Source organism: Microcystis wesenbergii FACHB-1317 (genome assembly GCF_014696875.1).
GTDB lineage: Bacteria > Cyanobacteriota > Cyanobacteriia > Cyanobacteriales > Microcystaceae > Microcystis > Microcystis wesenbergii_A.
The window spans coordinates 16,792-36,269 of sequence record NZ_JACJQV010000111.1 but is presented as its reverse complement, the minus strand read 5'-3'; the positions used below and the strand labels follow the sequence as shown (position 1 = coordinate 36,269).

The following is a 19,478-nucleotide window of genomic DNA, read 5'->3' as shown; positions in this document are numbered from 1 at the left end:
GATCACTGACTAAATCCTGCTATAATTTGAGGGAATAAGTATAAAAATATTAATTGCTCGATCGCTAATTATGGAAGATACCCTGCCGCTTATTTACGTTTCTGGATTGCTAATTTTCGTGATTGGTTTAGGAATTTTTGTCATCGTGCAAATCTTTAAAACCCGTCGAGTGGAAGGAACCTTTAACAAGCTACAAAAGAAATTGCAAAAAGAAAAAGGTACAGCTAAAGAATACTATGAATTAGGGAGTCTGTATCTCGATAAAAAACTCTATGTTCAAGCTTTGAGTTTACTACAAAAGGCTTTAAAAATCTCTGAAGAAGAAAGCATCGAATCAGAAAATCAAGCCCTAATCTACAATGCGATCGGTTTTTCCTATTTTGCCCAAGAACAATTAGAATTAGCGATTCGTAACTACAAAGAGGCAATTAAACTTTATCCTCAATACTCGATCGCTCTTAATAATCTTGGCAATGTTTACGAAAAGAAACAAATGGCAAAAAAAGCTCTCGAAACCTACGAAGAAACTCTCAAATTTGATCCTAATAATACCGTGGCGAAAAAGCGCACCGAATCCCTGCGTAAACGCTTTGCTGAATCGAAATAGTTTTGACTACTGATCAAATTCTTTTTAGAGATCGAAGAATCTTCGATCTCTTTGTTTATTTCAAGCCATAAAACAAGACAATTAAACTAGGGGTTAAAATCGTCAAAATTAAATTTAGGGGCGCACCCAAACGGGTAAAATCGAGGAATTTATAGCCCCCCGGTGCATAAACCATGGTGTTAGTTTGATAGCCAATCGGTGTTAGATAACTATTAGAAGCAGCAAAGGTGACAGCATACATAAAAGCCAAAGGATTTAAACCCAAAGTTTTCGCCACTGCCACGGCGACGGGAATCATTAACACCACGGCAGCATTATTAGAGAGGATTTCAGTTAAAACTGAGGTAATTAGATAGAAGAAAACTAAGATCCAAAACCCCGAAAGATGTCCGCCGATAGCCACTAAATTATCTGCTAACCATTTAGTCGTTCCTGAGTTATCCATGGCAGTACCTAGAGGAATTAAACCCGCTAATAAAAAGATAATATCCCAACGAATGGAACCATAGACTTCCCCCGGTTTTAGACAGCCAGTAATTACCATTAAAACCACCCCGACTAAACTGGTGACGAGAATCGGTTGAATATCAAAAGCGGCAATAATAATCACTAACAAAGTAATCATTAAAGCAATAATGCCTTTATCCTGTCGCAATGATTCAATCTCTTTTTCTTCTAAAACTAATAATTCTCTTGTCGTTTGTAACCCCACAAAACTCTGTTTTGGTCCTTGAACCAAGAGCAAATCGCCAAACTTTAAAGGAATTTTTCCTAATCTTCCTTGCAGTAATTCCGAACCACGGCGAATCGCTAGAACCGTTGCGTTATAACGCTGACGGAATTTCAAATCTTTTAAAGTTGTCCCAATTAAACGGGAATTAGAGAGAATCAAAACCTCAGCTAATTTTTCCTCACCTGTAGTAATTACCGATTCAATATCTCCTTGGTGAAATTTGACATCGGCAAAGATTTCTAAGCCTCTTTCATCTTTAATTTTTAATAGTTCTTCCCGACTACTGTGAACGATTAAAATATCGCCAGCATTGAGAACTTTATCGGCCAAAGGTTGAGGTAAATGTACCTTATTTCTGATTAATTCCAACACATCAAAATCAAACTTTCTTTGTAGTCCACTTTGGGATAAAGTTTGACCAATAAGATTAGAACGAGGGCTAATAATTACCTCACTCAGATATACTTTAGAACCATAATCATCCTCTAAAAATTCCCCGGTGGAAGATTTGCGATCGGGTAGTAATTTCGGAGCAAAAATTGTTAAATAAATCAAACCTGCTAAAAAAGTTACTACTCCTAAAGCAGTGAACTGAAATAAGCTAAATTCCCCATAACCCAGCTTGGCAGAAATACCACTAGCGAGAATGTTAGTAGAAGTTCCCACCACGGTAATCATCCCCGCTAAAACCGTAGCGTAGGAAAGGGGAATTAATAACTTAGAAGGAGAAATTTTTTGTTTTTTACACCAATCTTCAACGATGGGTAAAAAGATCGCCACTACTGCCGTGTTATTAATAAAAGCACTAATTGGCCCCACTAATGCCCCTAAGACAAATACCTGTTGGTGGGGATTTTTGCCCCCCCAAACCAGCAAGCGATCGCGAATTACTTGAATCACTCCCGTGCGGGTAATTCCGGCACTAAGCACAAACATCGCCATCACTGTCACCGTGGCAGAATTACTAAATCCGGCGATACCTTCTTCGGGAGTAACTAAACCCAAAAGAATCAGGACAATCGCCACGCATAAAGCGGTTAAATCTACCGGTAGCCATTCCGCCACGAAAGCGACTAAAGCAACGACTAAAACCGTTAAAGTCAGAATAATTGGTGTTGGCATTGATTTATTTTTTCGTCATGAACCAGCGAATAAATAACTTCTCCAACTCAATCCAAACAAACATTAAGGCACTAAATCCAAAACAGATTAATAATTCTGTGCCACTAATCCATTGAGTACCGAAGAAGCTTTGTAGGGGAGGAGCATAAATTAACAACAATTGTAGGATCGTTGTCAAGCCCACGGCAGCAATAATGTAAGGATTAGAGAAGGGATTCATTTGCACAGCTAACTGGGTATGGGAACGCACCGCCAAAGCATGACCCATTTGTGCTAAACAGAGGGTAGTAAATACCATGGTTTTCCAACGTCCGGGATCTCCGATTTCGGGGGTTGCTTGAGTATATCGGTAAGCCCAGTACATCATAATAATGGTGAGAATGGCAAAGACGATGCCGATGCGAATCATATACCAACCCAAACCGCGAGCGAAAATGCTTTCCCGGGGGCTAAAAGGTGGACGTTTCATCACATTAGGTTCGGCGGGTTCCATTGCCAGAGCCAGAGCCGGTAAACCGTCGGTGACAAGGTTCATCCAGAGGATTTGCAAGGGAGAAAGGGGTACACCGCCTAAACCGAGCAGCGGAGCCGCCGCAATCGTTAAAACCTCGCCAATATTACTGCCGAGAATGTATTTAATAAAGCGCCGAATGTTGCTGTAAACCACGCGCCCTTCTTCGGTGGCGGCGACGATGGTGGCAAAATTATCATCCAGCAAAATCATATCACTGGCTTCTTTGCTGACATCGGTTCCCGTAATCCCCATGGCGATGCCGATATCCGCTTGTTTTAGTGCCGGAGCATCATTGACTCCATCCCCCGTCATGGCGACGAATTTGCCCCGTTTTTGCAAAGCTTGGACGATTCTCAGCTTATGTTCGGGAGAAACACGAGCATAGACGCTAACACCATCTACCTCTCCCTCTAGGTCATTCTGAGACATTTTTTCTAATTCTTTCCCCGTGATTACTCGCTCCCCGGGGGCAGCAATGCCCAATTCAATGGCGATCGCCTTGGCCGTTAATTGGTGATCTCCGGTAATCATAATCGGACGAATTCCCGCTTGACGACAGAGGGCAACCGCTTCTTTAACTTCTTTGCGGGGTGCATCGAGCATTCCCACCAATCCCAACCAAACCAGGGATTGTTCCTCACTATCTTCTCTTTCCGCTTCTGGCACTTCTGTCATCGGTTTATAGGAAAAACCTAAAACTCGTAGGCCATTACCCGCCATTTCGTCATTTTGTGCCAAAATACGGCTTCTTTGTTCAGGTGTTAAGGGTTGACTTTCCGCCCCAACTTGGATCAGAGAACAACGTTCGAGAATTAATTCCGGCGAGCCTTTGGTAAACATTAAATAGGCAGAATCCCCCAAACCTAACTGGGCATTCTCACAGATTACTGACATTCTCTTTCTTTCGGAAGAAAAGGGAAATTCCCCTAAACGAGGGCTTTTGGGTGCTAATGCTTCCCGATATAGTCCTCCTTTACCCGCTAACGTCAGTAAAGCTCCCTCGGTGGGATCGCCTAAAATTAACCATTCTTGAGCTTGATTCTGCAAAAGTGCATCATTACACAGCACACAAGCCGTTAAAATTGCCTGTAGTTCGGGATCACTTTCACTAGCACCACTAAACTCACCGATGGGCGCGTAACCTTCCCCCGTGACAGTAATTGTCTGCTCGGAAGTATTAACTTTCTGCACCACCATTTTATTTTGAGTTAAAGTTCCGGTTTTATCGGAGCAAATCGTCGTTACCGAGCCTAAAGTTTCCACTGCCGGCAATTTACGGATTAAAGCTTGTCTTCTCACCATTCTTTGGGTTCCAATTGCCAAAGTCACCGTTACCACTGCCGGTAAACCTTCGGGAACAACGGCCACAGCCATACTGAGGGAAGTTTCGAGGAATGATTCAAAAAACTGCCAACCAAAGCGAATTACACCCCCAAGCACGACTACAGCCACTAAAGCCAGGGAACTACTCACTAAAACGTTACCTAACTGCGACATTCGCTGCTGTAGGGGAGTTGGTTCACTTTCTACTCCTTGCAATAAAGCGGCGATTTTACCGATTTCCGTATCCATTCCCGTCTTGGTAATCGCCACTTTCCCCCGCCCTTGTACTACTTCCGTACCCTGATAGACGAGGTTAATGCGATCGCCTAAAGAGGCATCTTCCGGTAAAACCTTCTGTGCTTGTTTATTCACCGATTCCGCTTCCCCCGTCAGGGCAGCTTCGCGGATTTGCAGGTTTTGTGCTTCTAATAATCTGCCATCGGCGGCAATTTGTACCCCCGCTTCTAGTAACATGATATCCCCGGGGACAAGTTCCTTGGCTGTCACTTCAAAGGTGCTACCATTACGAATAACTCTAACTTTGGGCGAGGATAACTGCTTAAGGGCTGCTAATGCCTTTTCTGCCCGACTTTCCTGTAAATATCCTAAAATACCGTTTAAAATAACAATTGTAAAAATAGCGATCGCGTCTTTGGGAAATTCCCCTTTTTTCAGGTCCAAAACTGCTGAAACCACCGCCACGGCAATCAGCATCACTAACATAATGTTAGTAAACTGTTCCCAGAGAATCATTAACGGGCTACGTCCCCCCGTTTCTTTTAGTTCATTTAAACCGAAAATATCCTTTCTTTTAACAATTTCCGCCTCGATTAAGCCAGTTTCCCCATTGGTTCTCAGTATTTCTAGGGTTTGTTCGCCAGTTAAATTATGCCAAGCACGATTATTCTCTATCTCAGAGAATTGAGGTGACGTAGTGGGAAAAGTCATAGCGATCGATTGAAGAGGGTGTACGCGTGAACTAAAAAGGTAAGCGAATTAAGCTAATTACATATCACAATATCAGTTATCAGTTATCAGTGACCAGTAATCAGTTATCAGTGACCAGTAATCAGTTATCAGTGACCAGTAAGCAGTTATCAGTGACCAGTAAGCAGTTATCAGTGACCAGTAATCAGTTATCAGTGACCAGTAATCAGTTATCAGTGACCAGTAATCAGTTATCAGTGACCAGTAATCAGTTATCAGTGACCAGTAATCAGTTATCAGTGACCAGTAATCAGTTATCAGTGACCAGTAATCAGTTATCAGTGACCAGTAATCAGTTATCAGTGACCAGTAATCAGTTATCAAGGAAGTGCGGTGTGGGGAGAACAAAGCAGCCCCCTGCCGACCGCCTTGTCGATAATCTGAAAAAAAATGTAACGAAATGTGAAGTATAATAGCGAATGTGATAAAGACAAGACATTAGAGAGTAGATAAGAAACGATGCGAGTTGCGATCGCTGGTGCGGGACTAGCCGGATTATCTTGTGCGAAATACCTTGTCGATGCGGGACATACGCCCATCGTACTGGAACGTCGCGATGTATTAGGGGGAAAAATTGCCGCTTGGAAAGATGCCGATGGGGACTGGTACGAAACCGGTTTACATATCTTCTTTGGCGCTTATCCCAATATGCTGCAATTATTCCAAGAATTAGGCATAGAAGATCGTTTACAGTGGAAAGAACACTCGATGATCTTCAATCAGCCGGAAAAACCAGGGACTTATTCGCGGTTTGACTTCCCGGATATTCCCGCCCCAATTAACGGTATTGTTGCCATTCTCCGCAATAATGATATGTTAACTTGGGAGGAAAAAATTAAATTTGGACTCGGTTTACTCCCTGCCATTGTTAAAGGCCAAAGTTACGTCGAGGAGATGGATAAATATTCTTGGTCGGAATGGTTAGAGAAACAAAACATCCCCCCTAGGGTAGAAAAAGAAGTGTTTATCGCTATGTCGAAAGCACTAAACTTTATCGATCCTAACGAGATTTCCGCCACGATTCTACTAACAGCATTAAACCGCTTTTTACAGGAGAAAAACGGCTCAAAAATGGCCTTTCTCGACGGTTCACCCACGGAAAGACTTTGCCAACCTTTAGTCGATTACATCACCGCCAGAGGTGGCGAAGTGTGCTTAAATGCCCCCTTAAAAGAGATTCTCTTAAATGAAGATGGCACAGTTAAAGCCTTCTTAATGCGCGGTTTAGACGGTGCGAAAGATTATCTTTTTGAAGCGGATCTTTATGTTTCTGCGATGCCTGTAGATCCCTTAAAAGTTTTACTGCCTAAACCTTGGCAAGAAGATAAATTCTTTCAAAAATTAGAAGGATTAGAAGGAGTTCCTGTTATTAATTTACACCTTTGGTTTGATCGCAAACTAACCGACATCGATCATTTATTATTCTCCCGTTCGCCTTTACTCAGTGTTTATGCTGACATGAGCAACACCTGTAAAGAATACGCTAACCCCGATCGCTCGATGTTAGAATTAGTTCTCGCTCCTGCTCAGGATTGGATTACTAAATCCGATGAAGAAATTATCGCCGCCACGATGAAAGAATTAGAAAAACTCTTTCCTCAACATTTTACTGGCGATAATCCCAGTCAATTGTTAAAATATCATCTGGTGAAAACTCCCCGATCGGTTTATAAAGCCACCCCCGGCCGACAAGCTTATCGACCTTCTCAAAAAACTCCGATCGAGAATTTTTATCTCGCCGGTGACTATACCATGCAAAAATATTTAGGAAGCATGGAAGGAGCCGTTTTATCGGGGAAATTAGCGGCAGCAGTGATCAGCAAAGATCACCCCGCGGCACCGCTAAACCCGAATAAAACCCAATCCACACCAGTGTCCAGCGCTCGTTAATTCTCTGGCTAGGGACTAATGACGAAAATGGCCTTGAGTGAGACAATGCTATATCATTAGCCACAGTTCGCCGTTAATCTAAGTCAATCATTCCGCCCCAGCAGAATGCTCCAATTGCCAAAACCGACCCACCCCACCAAACCCCTCGTCTCCCTTGCGGAGTCCTACGAACTCTGTCGCCGGATTACAGAGAAGTATTCCAAAACGTTTTATCTCGGTACTCTCCTGATGCCGAAAGCAAAACGTCAAGCGATCTGGGCAATTTATGTCTGGTGTCGTCGTACCGATGAACTGGTCGATGGACCCCAAGCCCGGTTAACTACCCCTGAAACCCTTGATTTATGGGAAAAACAGCTAGAAACTGTCTTTTCTGGGGTTGCCCTTGAGGATGCCGATGTCGCTCTCGTGGATACTCTAGAAAAGTTCCCCATGGATATCCAACCCTTTCGGGATATGATCGCTGGGCAACAGATGGATCTCTATCGCAGTCGTTATCAAACCTTTGATGAACTAAAACTGTACTGCTATCGGGTGGCGGGAACGGTGGGGTTAATGTCCAGCGCGGTCTTAGGATTGGAACATGGCGATCGCTCGGCTCCTTGGCGACGCAATCAAAACGTCTATATCCCTCAAGAAGAAGCGATCGATCTCGGTATTGCCAATCAATTAACCAATATTTTGCGGGATGTGGGGGAAGATGTCCATCGTGGCCGGATTTATCTACCTTTAGAGGATTTAGAGCGTTTTAACTACAGCGAAGACGATTTACTCAAAGGGGTTAATGATCACCGTTGGCAGGCGTTAATGCGCTTCCAAATTGAGCGGGCCCGTTATTACTACGATTCCGCCGAAAGGGGTATCCGCGCCCTTAATCCCGATTCCCGTTGGCCGGTTTGGGCGGCTTTACTGCTTTATCAGGGCATTTTAGACGTAATTGAAGCAAATAATTACGATGTCTTCGCCCGTCGTGCCTTCGTGCCTTTACCTAAGAAAATGCTCTATTTACCCGTGGCTTGGTTGCGATCGCAAGCCCTATAAAAATGCGACGGGTTTTGTCGCTTACCGACTCCACCCGTCGAGTCTTAACTAGGGTTTGCGGCAAAAAGTTTTTCGTGGGGGCAGGGTGTGGCCCCCCCCAACCCCCCCGACATCGGGGGGGCAGGTGGGGTGTAGGGTTTTACCCATTTTCATCTGGTAAACTACCTAATTTTCAGGGAAAAAGTCCCTGAATTCTCCCCCTGATCACTACCATATCTGGTACTTTTTGACCTACCCAAAGTCTAAAAGTCTTACCCAACAAGGTTTTTAGATTTATTCAGCCAACCCTAACTATTAAGTTTTCCCAATTCAGCTGCTGAACTTGGGTTAGGTTTTTCAGCGCGATTTAGGAGTCACCAACCAGAAAGGTCCAGTTTCCGTGCAGGGAACATCTCGATCGGTTTCGTAAACCACAAGACCATCTTGCCGATCCAAAACCAGGGCTTCTCCTAGACGGACGTAGGATATAAATGGGCCGAGATAGCGGACAATAGGCTCATCGCTACAGGCTGGCAATACCCGATCGTTAAAATACTCGTACCCCACATCCTCGACGCTTTCATAGTAGCGGATGCTGAGATCATCGATCACTTTCCCCGGAAAGCGGTCTTGGATAGCTGACCGGAGAAATTCTGGCAGCGGTCGATCGGGCGATAATAATGTGGCAGATTTCATGGCTTTTCCCCCTAAAACTAAAGGAAGCGGGAAACTCTGACAAATGCCGTCCCGATCGGAACTATTGGCTTCCGCTCTCCACCTGGCCAATTTTTTACTAGGGATGGGATCTGGCTCAGGGAGTCCCCTTGTCTTTATTGTAACAAATTTCCCCAGAAGGGTTCGGGGCGATACCGTGAGAACAGTTTTTCTTGATTTTTCGTTACAAAGATTGACAAATTTATCCTTTTATTTTAGCGATAATAATAATTACCCGGCGACAAGCCCGAAAAAATAATGGAAATAGGGAAAGACGGACGAGGCTGGGACTAACTAACTGGCAATAATGATAGCGAGAAAAGAAGTAGTTTAGTAGTGCCGAATTCTCGTTCCCGATCATTTAGGAGGTAGGAAAGATGACAATTTATGTCACCCGCGAGGGATATAAACTGGTGGCCGATTCCCCACTGGAATTGGTGGAAAAATTACAACAATGTCAGGGGATAATGACGGAAACAAGACAGGATTTCATGACTCGGATGGCTGCACAGATGGTGGCCAGCCAAGGCGTTACCGTTCCTATCACCGATCCGGAGAATTTTATCGCCGAGCTAATCCATAACGATTTTCTCAGCGTGGTGGACAGTATTGATGGCTGAAAGTCGGCCGGGGAATTGGCGGCAAAACTTGGCCCCTAGGGTTCCTAACACTCAAACCCACTACCCTAGGTCAAAAAGCAAAATTTCCGAGTCTTCTAGAGATTGAATAGCCAAAGAAGTTTCCTCGCTAATTGCCGCTCCATCCCCCGTTCGTAAATGCACGCCATTCACGGTTATTTGCCCTCTAGCCACCTGTAACCAGCCATAACGACCTCCATCTAAGGAATGGGTGAGGGACTGGCCTAGGGGCAAAATTCCAGCGTAGAGATTAACGTCTTGATGGACTTTAACCGCATTACCCGCACCGGTGGGAGAGGCGATTAACTGTAAGGTATGGGGAGAAAATGCGATCGCTTTTTGTTCGTAGCTGGGTTCTAGATTTTTTTGGTCGGGAATAATCCAAATTTGCAGAAGATGGAGGGGATTAGTGGCAGAATGATTAAATTCACTGTGTTTTATTCCTGTTCCTGCGCTCATCCGTTGAATTTCACCGTGTCGAATCACGGAACCTGTGCCGAGACTGTCTTGGTGTTCTAGTTCTCCCTCCAAAACATAGGTTAAAATCTCCATATCCTGGTGTCCGTGGGTGTGAAATCCTTTTCCTCCAAGGACTTTGTCCTCGTTGATAACTCTGAGACTCCTAAAATTAATCTGTTGGGGATCATAATATTGGGCAAAAGAAAAAGTATGATGGGTATCTAACCAACCATAGTTAGCGTGGCCTCTTTCCTCCGCTTTGCGTATAGTAATCATCAGTTTTCCTCTTTTTTATCTCTATTATATTCTCAAGGCTTTTTGCTAGATCAATAAGGATAGCTAATGGGTTGTGTTAGGAAGCGTAGATAGTCAGGGTAAGCGTATTTTAACAATCCTTGACAAAATAAACCTAGAGGGCGATTTGGGTATATTTGGGTAGAATTTGCCCTCTCAATTGTTAGGCAAAAATCGACCAAATAGGTCAAGTTATTAACTATTCTGATTGACTGCTATCCTTTGAAATGCCCACACAGCAAGCGGATAAAAAAATTAGCCAATTATCAACAGCGTTTGAGATGTGCTTACCCGGGTAAATCGTGTAATAAAAATTAATAAATTATCCTGATTATAGATTACTGATGTTCTTGATTCTCTTCCTTTCGGATGACTTGACAGGAAAAATTCTTGTTGTACAATTCGGGAAAGAATGTAGTTACTCGAAGGAGTTTCAGTCAAATGATTAATACTCGGTTAAAACCCGTCACTACGGGTCTCATTGGGGCTGTAGGTTTGGGAATCGGTCTTCTTGTTGTTAGTAGTAAGCCGTTACAAGCAGCTACCGTTGTTATTGAAGACGGGTGGGATTTGTTTACAACTGTTGACTTTCCAGTATCTTTTTATACAAAAAAAGTAGATATACCAGGAGTTGGTCAACAAGAAGTAAGAATTGAGTTTGAGCGCAATGTTTTTGTACCAGGGACAAATATTGATACTAAACTTCGACGTATAGGTACTTGTACGCTCCTTGATCCTGCTCTTAATCCTACAACCTGTGAAGAAGGGCCTAATGCTGTGAAGGTTCAAATGGCTGGTTTATCTTTTAAGAGTCGCACACCAGTCACTATTAACGCTAATCAATATGATGTTGATATTGTTAGTGGTGATTTGTTAGGCAAACCAGCAAACCTATTTGTTCCTGTTACAATCACTCGTACAACTGATATGGGGGGCGAAATTTTCATTCCTAACCTACAATTTGACGTGATGGTGACTTTTACTAACATTAATAATGATAATGATGTAATAATGCAAACTCACCCGATTAGTTTTGACCCTTGGACGGGTGTTTGGTCAGTCAAACCCGGCCCACTGGATCCACATACTGATGATGTGCCGTCTGGTGGCTTTTATGCAGGGATTGATCCATTAACTGGTCAGAAGGCTATTCTCCCTCCTCATATACAACCAGGTGAAGCACATTATTTTCAAACAGCTCATAAGACTCCCGAACCCTCATCCATATTAGGCTTAATTGCGGTAGGTTTAAGCTCAATAGTCGGATTTAAAGGCAAAAAAGAGCCAAAATAAGCCTTCGATCGCTTCTTTTTTACCAAAAAAAAGCCCCCCATTGGGGGCTGAGGAAGAATGTAGTTACTTGTTGGAGTATAGCAAATCATGTCGAGAACTGGCAAATATAGCTCGATTTTTGTTTATTATCGCGGTAAAAACGCCTAACTGTAGCATTTGGGCAGATTACTTCATAAGTTGCAGTTCAGCTTGCTTGAGCGAGATTTCAGGGCAAACTTAAGCCAAATCTCGCCAATCTATCCCTAAATCTTGTAACTTCTGAGCCATCTTTTCTGCCACTTCTTCAGGGGTGGGAACAAGTTTACCTTCAGGGGTAAAAAAGCGTAATTGGCTGTCATGAACCCCTAAAAAAATTCTAACTGTTGACTCCATAACCAGCCCTGTTCATTCGCTGCAATTTCTTCGTATTTTCCTACCATCAACTGAAAACCCTTAAATTCTAAACTATTGGGATCAAACCAAAAATAGTTAGGAGTCCGGAAAGTTTCCTGATAAATTTCTTTCTTGAGACCTCGATCAGTTTCTGCCGTTAAATCAGACAAAATCTCGATGATGACATGGGGATATTTCCCCTCTTCTTCCCACACTAACCAACTTTTACGCGGTTTTCTTGCTACTCCCAAAACCACAAAAAAATCAGGACCCCTAAAATATTCTGATTTTCGTTGATTAGGGCTGTAATAAATAGTCAGATTACCAAAAGCATAGAAATCTTGGCGGTCTTTCCATAATAACTCTAGTGATTGGATCAAAAGCATCAATTGACGCAGATGTAACTCTGTTTCTATAGGGGGTTCATCACTCAGTAAATCACTTTTGGGAAAGATAATTTCCTTTAACTCATCTTCAACAATAACCATGACGACCACTCAATTATTTAATCTTCCCTATTTTAGCTCTTCAGTAGATCGTTCTACGGTTTCCTATCAACCCAACCGTTTAGCAGGATTACGACGCTTTGCCATAGCGATTACCTTTCTCAATATTTTAGGTCATACTGTCCTCGGATTTGAACAATCTTGGGCGCAACCTCTGGTGGCTTTAGCAACAGGTTACAGCGTAGAATTATTATTAGAAAGCGTTGATGCTGGGGTAAATGGCTTTAAACCTAGATATTTAGGAAGTATCGGTCAGTTTGTCGATTTTCTGCTTTCTGCCCATATTACCTCATTAGCGATCGCTATGTTACTCTATGCTAATGAGCGTTTATTTCCGATTATGTTTGCAGTAGCGGTGGCTATCGGATCTAAAGCAATTTTTCGGTTACAAGTGGCAGATAAAACCCGTCATTTTCTCAATCCTTCTAATTTTGGTATTAGCGTTACCTTACTCTTATTTCCTTGGATTGGCATCGCGCCCCCCTATCAGTTTACCGAGAATTTAAGCGGTTGGGCAGATTGGATTTTACCCGTCTTAATTGTTTGTACGGGAACGTTTTTAAATGCCCGTTTTACTCGTAAACTGCCTTTAATTGCGGGATGGTTAGGGGCTTTTATCTTACAAGCAATCCTTAGAAGTGCTATCTTTCAGACACCGTTAATCCCCGCCCTATTACCCATGACAGGGGTGGCTTTTGTCCTCTTTACTTTCTATATGGTAACGGATCCGGGAACAACACCGATTAACCCCCGTGAGCAGATAATTTTCGGGGCATCTGTAGCCGTTGCTTATGGCATTTTGATGTCCTTTCATCTTGTTTTTGGGATGTTTTTCGGATTGACACTGGTGTGTTGTTTCAGAGGGTTGATATTAGCGGTTGAACCCTTAAAAGCAAAATTACCCCTAGTACAGGCTTCCGGCATTTTATCAACTCCTTAACAAGCAGTAGGCTTGTACTAGCAAAAAACTCGTGGGTGCAAGTTTCTGGCACTCCCTACAGTAACATTCTCCTGGTCACTGACTATGAAAGCTTCTCCTCAAATTGCTATTGTTGGCATGGCTTGTCTTTATCCTGATGCCGATTCTCCACAGGAATTATGGGAAAATGTCCTGTCTCAGCGTCGCGCATTTCGTCGCTTTCCCTCAGAGCGATTATCGTTAAGTGACTACTATTCTCCCGATAAAAGCGCCCCCGATGTTATTTATTCGACTCAAGCTGCCGTTATTGAGGGCTATGAATTCGATCGCATTGCTTATAAAGTGGTGGGGAGTACCTTTCGTTCGGCCGATTTAACCCACTGGTTAGCGTTAGATATTGCGTCTCAGGCGTTGAATGATGCCGGATTTCCCGACGGAAAGGGGTTAAATAAAGAAACAACTGGGGTTTTACTGGGAAATACCCTCACAGGCGAGTTATCGCGGGCTAATACCCTAAGATTGCGTTGGCCCTATGTGCGTCATAGGGTAGAAGAACAATTATTAAAACAAGGATTATCGGACAAAGAACGGCAAATTTTCTTAAATGAATTAGAAAATCGCTTTAAAGAACCCTTTGAACCGATTGGAGAGGAATCTTTAGCGGGAAATCTCGCGAATACGATAGCGGGGAGAATTTGTAATTATTTTGACTTAAAAGGGGGCGGATATATCGTCGATGGGGCTTGTAGTTCCTCTTTACTGGCAGTAGCGAATGGTTGTTCGGCTTTAGTCGCTGAAGATTTAGATATCGCTTTAGTCGGGGGTGTGGATATTAGTATGGACCCTTTTGAGTTGGTGGGTTTTGCCAAAACGGGGGCCTTAGCCTCTGGGGAGATGAAAGTGTATGATCAAGGGTCTAATGGGTTTATTCCGGGGGAAGGATGCGGTTTTCTGGTGTTAATGCGTCATGAGGATGCCCTAGCCCAAAATAAACGGATTTATGCTGTTATTCAGGGTTGGGGGATTTCTTCCGATGGCAAAGGGGGAATTACTCGCCCAGAAGTGGAAGGACAGTTATTGGCTTTAAATCGCGCCTATAAACGGGCTGAATTTACGGGGGATACTATAGCTTATTTTGAAGGCCATGGTACGGGAACGGCGGTGGGTGATGGAACCGAATTAGAAGTCTTATCTCGTATTCATCCAGATACGGTAAATAAAGCCGTTATTGGTTCAATTAAAGCGAATATTGGCCATACTAAGGCGGCGGCAGGGATAGCAGGGTTAATTAAGGCGACTATGGCGGTTCATCGTCAAATTTTACCACCAGTGACGGGATGCGATCGCCCTCAGGCTCGGTTAACCGAAGACAAGGCAAGATTACAGGTATTAAAAGAGGGGCAAATCTGGCCAAATTCCTTACCTTTACGGGCAGGAGTGAGTGCCATGGGTTTTGGGGGCATTAATAGTCATATTATCATAGAGGGATTAAGTCAGATTCGTCGTCACACTTTAACGCCACAGGAACAAAAATTAATCCATTCTCCCCAAGATGCGGAGTTATTCCTATTGAGTGCAAATAGTCAAGAAGACTTACAAGCACAGGTTAATCGGTTATTAAATATTGTTCCTCGCATATCCCAGTCAGAAATGACGGATCTTGCCGTTGAATTAGCGAAAAAGGTCAATCCTCATTTACCCTATCGTCTGGCCATTATTGCATCTTCCCCCGATAGCTTAACCAATCACCTTGTAGGGGCCCAAGGCTTGCACTCGTTGATCCCCCCCGGTCAAAATTTAGATAATATCTTTACCAATCACGAAAAACAGGTCAATAAAATAGGTTTTCTCTTTCCGGGGCAATCCGCACCAGTTTATCTTCATGGGGGACTCTGGGAAAGACGTTTTCCTGTGATTAAACAATTATATAACAAGGCTCAGTTAGCCAAGGGTAAGGATAACACGGTGACGAATATTGCTCAACCGGCGATCATTACGGCTTGCCTAGGGGGGTTACAACTCTTAGAAAACTTAAATATTAAAGCAGATTTAGCCATAGGACACAGTTTAGGGGAATTATGCGCTTTATTTTGGGCAAATGCCTATGATAAGACTCAATTAATTAATCTAGCTAAAATTCGCGGTCAAGCAATGGCACAACTGGGCCACCCAACAGGTAGAATGGCCAGCATTAACGCCGATGCAGAAACGGTTAAAAGTTTATTAAATGGACGTATCGTTGAGATTGCGGGATTAAATTCACCCTATCAGACAATAATCTCAGGAGAGGCATTAGGGATTAAAGATGTTGTTGAAAAAGCCCAAAATAAAGGTATTAAAACCGTTTATTTGCCTGTCTCCCACGCTTTCCATTCTCCCCTAGTGGCCCGGGCTGTGCAACCCTTAGAAGATTATTTACAAACTTATCCCTTAAATTCCCTGGAAAAAACGGTTATTTCTACCGTAACGGGCGAAAAATTGCCATTAAATACCGACTGGCGCTCGCTTTTGTTAGAACAAATCACCTCACCGGTGCGCTTCATCGATGCAGTCAAGTCAGCAGAGAAAGAGGTTGATTTATTCATTGAAGTGGGTTCCGGTTCGATATTAAGCCGTTTAGTGGCAGATATAACGGATATTCCCGTAATTTCTCTCGATAGCAGCAGTGAGTCTTTACAAGGGTTATTGAAAACGGTTGCAGTGATGTTTGTTAATGGTGTCAAGGTTAACTATCAAGGGTTATTTGAAGATAGATTTAGTCGTCCCTTTAATTTAGACTATCAACCCCATTTTATTGCCAATCCATGTGAGATCAAGGTAAAGGGCAAAAGTCAACAGGCAAAAGTAGAGAATATTGCTCTTTTATTGCCTAATCATAGCCAAAACCTCAAACCTGAAACCTCAAAAATTGAAGTTATTCGTCAATTAGTCGCACAAAAAACAGAATTACCCCTAGAAACCATTGAAAATCATCATCGCTTGTTGGCGGATCTGCACCTTAATTCTATCAGTGTCAGTCAATTAGTGATCGAAGCAGCGCGTCAGTTAGACTTATCTCCTCCCCATTCACCGACAGATTATGCCAATGCAACTATTCAGGATCTAGCAGCAGCTTTAGAAGAATTAGGCAAAAATAATCCTCAAATTCCTCAAGAATCAATCCCTATGGGTGTTGATAATTGGGTGCGTGCGTTTACGGTTGAATTAATCGAAAAACCGTTAATTAAATCAGATAAAAAGCAAATAAATCGAGAAAAAGCGGGAAATTGGCATATTATCGCCCATGCCGATCATCCTTTATTGCCTAACTTATCTGTTTTACAACCCACCTTAAAGCATGAGCAGGAAAAAGGGATCATTATTTGTTTAAAACCCCATCCTGATGAATCAGAAATTGATTTGCTTTTAAAAGGAGCAAAATTATCTATAAAAGAGAAAAAACCCTTGATTTTGATTCAACAAGGTGGAGGATATGCGTCCTTTGCGAGAACTTTTTATCTAGAAAATCGTCAAATTCCTACCTGTGTCATTGATATTCCTTTTCATCATCCCAATGCAGTTAATATCATTCTCTCAGAAATCACTGCAACTGATAGCTATACAGAAGTTTATTATGATGAAAACGGAAAACGGTTTCTTCGTCAATTAAACTTGTTAGGGTTAGAAAAAGATACCGATAACCCTAAGCAGAAAAAAGCCCTAAAAAGTTCAAATAAAAGCAAAATCAAGGAACTTCTTTTGGTGACGGGGGGAGGGAGAGGTATTGCCTCAGAATGTGCCTTATCCTTAGCTAAAGAAAATAAAGCCACCTTAGCGATTTTAGGACGTTCTCAACCTGAAGATAACCGAGAATTAGCCGAAAATTTAGCAAGAATGAAGTCTGCAAACATCCAAGTCCATTATTATTCTTGTGATGTCAGTGATGCTGAGTCAGTTCAGCAAACTATCGCCGAAATTAAGACAAATTTAGGAGAAATTACGGGAATTTTACACGGTGCGGGGGTTAATACACCGAAATTAATTCAACATCTCGAACCAGAAGATTTCCTAGCAACTTTAGCCCCAAAAGTCAAGGGTTTGCAACATATCTTAACGGAAATTAACCCCGATTCTCTCAACTATTTAATCAGCTTCGGTTCAATTATTGCCGAGACTGGATTGAAAGGAGAAGCAGACTATGGGTTAGCCAATGAATGGTTAGGGGATATTGTAGGGGAATTTAGTCGAAAATACCCTAATTGTCGCTGTTTAAACCTAGAATGGTCGGTTTGGTCCGGTATTGGCATGGGAGAACGTTTAGGAACAGTTGAAAAGCTAAGAAATGAAGGTATTACCCCTATTTCTCCCGATATTGGCATTAAATACTTACATTTACTTTTAAATCAATCCCTACCCACTGCCTCTGTCATCATCGCCGGGCGTTTTGGTGAACCGCCGACTTTAAGCTTAAAACCGCAAGAATTGTCTTTTTTACGCTTTTTAGAGACAAAGAAAGTTCATTACACGGGAATTGAACTGATTACTGAAGCAGAATTATCCTTAGACAATGATCCTTATTTACAAGATCATGTTTATCAAGGAGAATACATTTTCCCCGGTGTCCTGGGGTTAGAAGCGATCGCACAAGTGGCCACTGCATTACTCCCCACCTTAGCAAGGAAGGAGGATCAAACTCTTAACAAGGGGGAAAACCAAGATACCCCTTCCGTCCCCCTTAACAAGGGGGAAACTGGAGGATTAACGTTTGAATCGGTTAAATTTAACCGTCCGATCGTGGTTTCTGCCGATCAACCCTTAAAGATACAAATTGCTACCTTAATCACCGATTCTGGAAAGGTTAAAGCCGTTATTCGCTGTGCCAATACAGGGTTTAGTATCGATCATTTTGAAGCCATCATCAGCCATTCTTCTGTGGGGGTGCCAGACTGTCGCCCATTGATTCCCCCTGTCCCCCTTAAAGAAGGAAAAAATAACCCTCAAATTAATCCAGATACGGACTTATATGGTCATTTACTGTTCCATAAAGCAAGATTTCAACGAATTAAGGGTTATTCTCATCTCAAAGCAACCGAATGTATTGCAGAAATTAAGATTGAGCAAAAAACTGCTTGGTTTAGTCGTTATTTACCTCAATCCCTGATTTTAGGCGATGCAGGGGCAAGAGATGCCGTTATCCATGCTTTACAAGCTTGTGTTCCCCATGCCACTATTCTACCCACTGGCATAGAACGCTTAACGGTATATTCTGTCAATTTAGGCGAAAATCAGTTTGTTTCAGCCAAAGAAAGACTGCATCAAGGAGATACCTTTGTCTATGATCTTGAGGTATTGGATGACGATGGCAATCTCTTAGAAGTGTGGCAAGGATTGGAATTAAAGGTGATTAAACACAGAAATCCTCAAGATCCCTGGATTCCAGCCCTTTTACCCTGTTATTTAGAACGAAAGATCAAGGAGATGATGCCTAATGTCGATTTAACTTTAATTCTCGATCGGGATGCAACGGTAGAAAGACGAGTCAGAAGCGATCGCAGTTTAGGGATGTTAACCTCATCCCCTAGTGTAATTCAGCGTCGGGGGGATGGCAAGCCCGAATTAAGCGATAACGAGGCGGTTTCGGTATCTCATGCCGAAGATTTAACCCTTGTGCTTAAGGGTGCGTCAGGATGCGATCTGGAACCGATTATCCCCCGTGATGTGCAGATGTGGCGCGATTTATTGGGGGAAAATTCCTTTAATTTAGCGGAGGTAATTAGTCAAGAGAATCATGAGGATTTTAATATGGCAGCGACTCGCATTTGGTCTGCTAAAGAAAGTATTAAGAAAGCGGGTTTGAGTCTCGATATCCCGTTAACTTTATCATCTTTCTCTCAACAATTAACCCCTTTATCCCCTATTTTGTGGTTATCTTCAGGAAAGGATTTAATCATCACTTTACCTGTTTCTTTCCGAGAAATCAAGACAGCTTTCATCTTGGCAATATTTGTCCAAACAGTTCAGAAAAAATCGGACTTACTTCAGACAGAACCATTAAAGGTTTTCTGATAAAAATTATCCAGTTTTACCCTTTTTTAAACCACAGGAGAACCA

The 19,478-nt window shown here is 42.6% G+C and carries 11 protein-coding genes and 1 pseudogene; 7 read left to right on the top strand and 5 right to left on the bottom strand.

Going from position 1 to position 19,478, the window contains the following annotated elements:
- The first annotated feature begins 70 nt into the window (after positions 1 to 70).
- Entirely contained in the window at positions 71 to 607 is a 537-nt protein-coding gene (locus H6F92_RS08180) for a tetratricopeptide repeat protein (protein ID WP_190357471.1), read from the top strand.
- Between the two features lie 55 nt (positions 608 to 662).
- Here H6F92_RS08180 and H6F92_RS08175 read toward each other — a convergent pair whose 3' ends face one another.
- Both H6F92_RS08175 and H6F92_RS08170 read right to left on the bottom strand, forming a co-directional pair.
- Positions 663 to 2,462, bottom strand: a complete 1,800-nt coding sequence (locus H6F92_RS08175) for an SLC13 family permease (protein ID WP_190357470.1) — start codon at positions 2,460 to 2,462, stop codon at positions 663 to 665.
- 4 nt (positions 2,463 to 2,466) lie between these two features.
- Positions 2,467 to 5,247 carry a cation-translocating P-type ATPase gene (locus H6F92_RS08170; protein WP_190357469.1) on the bottom strand — a complete coding sequence of 927 codons (2,781 nt, stop codon included), beginning with the start codon at positions 5,245 to 5,247 and terminating at the stop codon, positions 2,467 to 2,469.
- 498 nt (positions 5,248 to 5,745) lie between these two features.
- On the opposite strand from H6F92_RS08170, the gene pds reads away from it, so the two are divergent.
- Together pds and crtB are read left to right on the top strand one after the other, a co-directional pair.
- The gene (pds, locus tag H6F92_RS08165) at positions 5,746 to 7,176 is read left to right on the top strand and encodes a 15-cis-phytoene desaturase (RefSeq protein ID WP_190357468.1); all 1,431 of its coding nucleotides are present in this window, start codon (positions 5,746 to 5,748) and stop codon (positions 7,174 to 7,176) included.
- Between the two features lie 105 nt (positions 7,177 to 7,281).
- Positions 7,282 to 8,214 (top strand): 15-cis-phytoene synthase CrtB, encoded by a 933-nt coding sequence (gene crtB / locus H6F92_RS08160; protein ID WP_190357467.1) that lies wholly within the window; start codon positions 7,282 to 7,284, stop codon positions 8,212 to 8,214.
- 336 nt (positions 8,215 to 8,550) lie between these two features.
- On the opposite strand, the gene H6F92_RS08155 is transcribed toward crtB, so the two are convergent.
- Positions 8,551 to 9,027 carry a hypothetical protein gene (locus H6F92_RS08155; protein ID WP_190357536.1) on the bottom strand — a complete coding sequence of 159 codons (477 nt, stop codon included), beginning with the start codon at positions 9,025 to 9,027 and terminating at the stop codon, positions 8,551 to 8,553.
- 257 nt (positions 9,028 to 9,284) lie between these two features.
- Between H6F92_RS08155 and H6F92_RS08150 the strand changes: the two genes are divergently transcribed.
- Entirely contained in the window at positions 9,285 to 9,527 is a 243-nt protein-coding gene (locus H6F92_RS08150; protein WP_190357466.1) for a hypothetical protein, read from the top strand.
- Between the two features lie 60 nt (positions 9,528 to 9,587).
- Here the strand turns inward: H6F92_RS08150 and H6F92_RS08145 are convergent, their stop codons facing one another.
- Complete coding sequence (locus H6F92_RS08145) at positions 9,588 to 10,280, bottom strand: pirin family protein (RefSeq protein ID WP_190357465.1); 693 nt, start codon at positions 10,278 to 10,280, stop codon at positions 9,588 to 9,590.
- Between the two features lie 459 nt (positions 10,281 to 10,739).
- Between H6F92_RS08145 and H6F92_RS08140 the strand changes: the two genes are divergently transcribed.
- Positions 10,740 to 11,591, top strand: coding sequence for a hypothetical protein (locus tag H6F92_RS08140; RefSeq protein ID WP_190357464.1), 852 nt, complete (start codon positions 10,740 to 10,742; stop codon positions 11,589 to 11,591).
- A gap of 216 nt (positions 11,592 to 11,807) precedes the next feature.
- Here H6F92_RS08140 and H6F92_RS08135 read toward each other — a convergent pair.
- A pseudogene (locus tag H6F92_RS08135) lies at positions 11,808 to 12,451 on the bottom strand (Uma2 family endonuclease).
- Between H6F92_RS08135 and H6F92_RS08130 the strand changes: the two are divergent.
- Together H6F92_RS08130 and H6F92_RS08125 are read left to right on the top strand one after the other, a co-directional pair.
- A complete protein-coding gene (locus tag H6F92_RS08130) occupies positions 12,450 to 13,409 on the top strand; it encodes an enediyne biosynthesis protein UnbU (protein WP_190357463.1) in 960 nt (319 codons plus the stop codon). The pseudogene H6F92_RS08135 and the gene H6F92_RS08130 overlap by 2 nt on opposite strands.
- Before the next feature lie 84 nt (positions 13,410 to 13,493).
- The gene (locus tag H6F92_RS08125) at positions 13,494 to 19,433 is read left to right on the top strand and encodes a type I polyketide synthase (protein WP_190357462.1); all 5,940 of its coding nucleotides are present in this window, start codon (positions 13,494 to 13,496) and stop codon (positions 19,431 to 19,433) included.
- Positions 19,434 to 19,478: the final 45 nt, after the last annotated feature.

Excerpts from the sequence above, each read along its gene's own strand:
- H6F92_RS08180 (WP_190357471.1), top strand. The coding sequence starts at position 71 with ATGGAAGATACCCTGCCGCTTATTTACGTTTCTGGATTGCTAATTTTC.
- H6F92_RS08175 (WP_190357470.1), bottom strand. The coding sequence starts at position 2,462 with ATGCCAACACCAATTATTCTGACTTTAACGGTTTTAGTCGTTGCTTTA.
- H6F92_RS08170 (WP_190357469.1), bottom strand. The coding sequence starts at position 5,247 with ATGACTTTTCCCACTACGTCACCTCAATTCTCTGAGATAGAGAATAAT.
- pds (WP_190357468.1), top strand. The coding sequence starts at position 5,746 with ATGCGAGTTGCGATCGCTGGTGCGGGACTAGCCGGATTATCTTGTGCG.
- crtB (WP_190357467.1), top strand. The coding sequence starts at position 7,282 with ATGCTCCAATTGCCAAAACCGACCCACCCCACCAAACCCCTCGTCTCC.
- H6F92_RS08150 (WP_190357466.1), top strand. The coding sequence starts at position 9,285 with ATGACAATTTATGTCACCCGCGAGGGATATAAACTGGTGGCCGATTCC.
- H6F92_RS08145 (WP_190357465.1), bottom strand. The coding sequence starts at position 10,280 with ATGATTACTATACGCAAAGCGGAGGAAAGAGGCCACGCTAACTATGGT.
- H6F92_RS08140 (WP_190357464.1), top strand. The coding sequence starts at position 10,740 with ATGATTAATACTCGGTTAAAACCCGTCACTACGGGTCTCATTGGGGCT.
- H6F92_RS08130 (WP_190357463.1), top strand. The coding sequence starts at position 12,450 with ATGACGACCACTCAATTATTTAATCTTCCCTATTTTAGCTCTTCAGTA.
- H6F92_RS08125 (WP_190357462.1), top strand. The coding sequence starts at position 13,494 with ATGAAAGCTTCTCCTCAAATTGCTATTGTTGGCATGGCTTGTCTTTAT.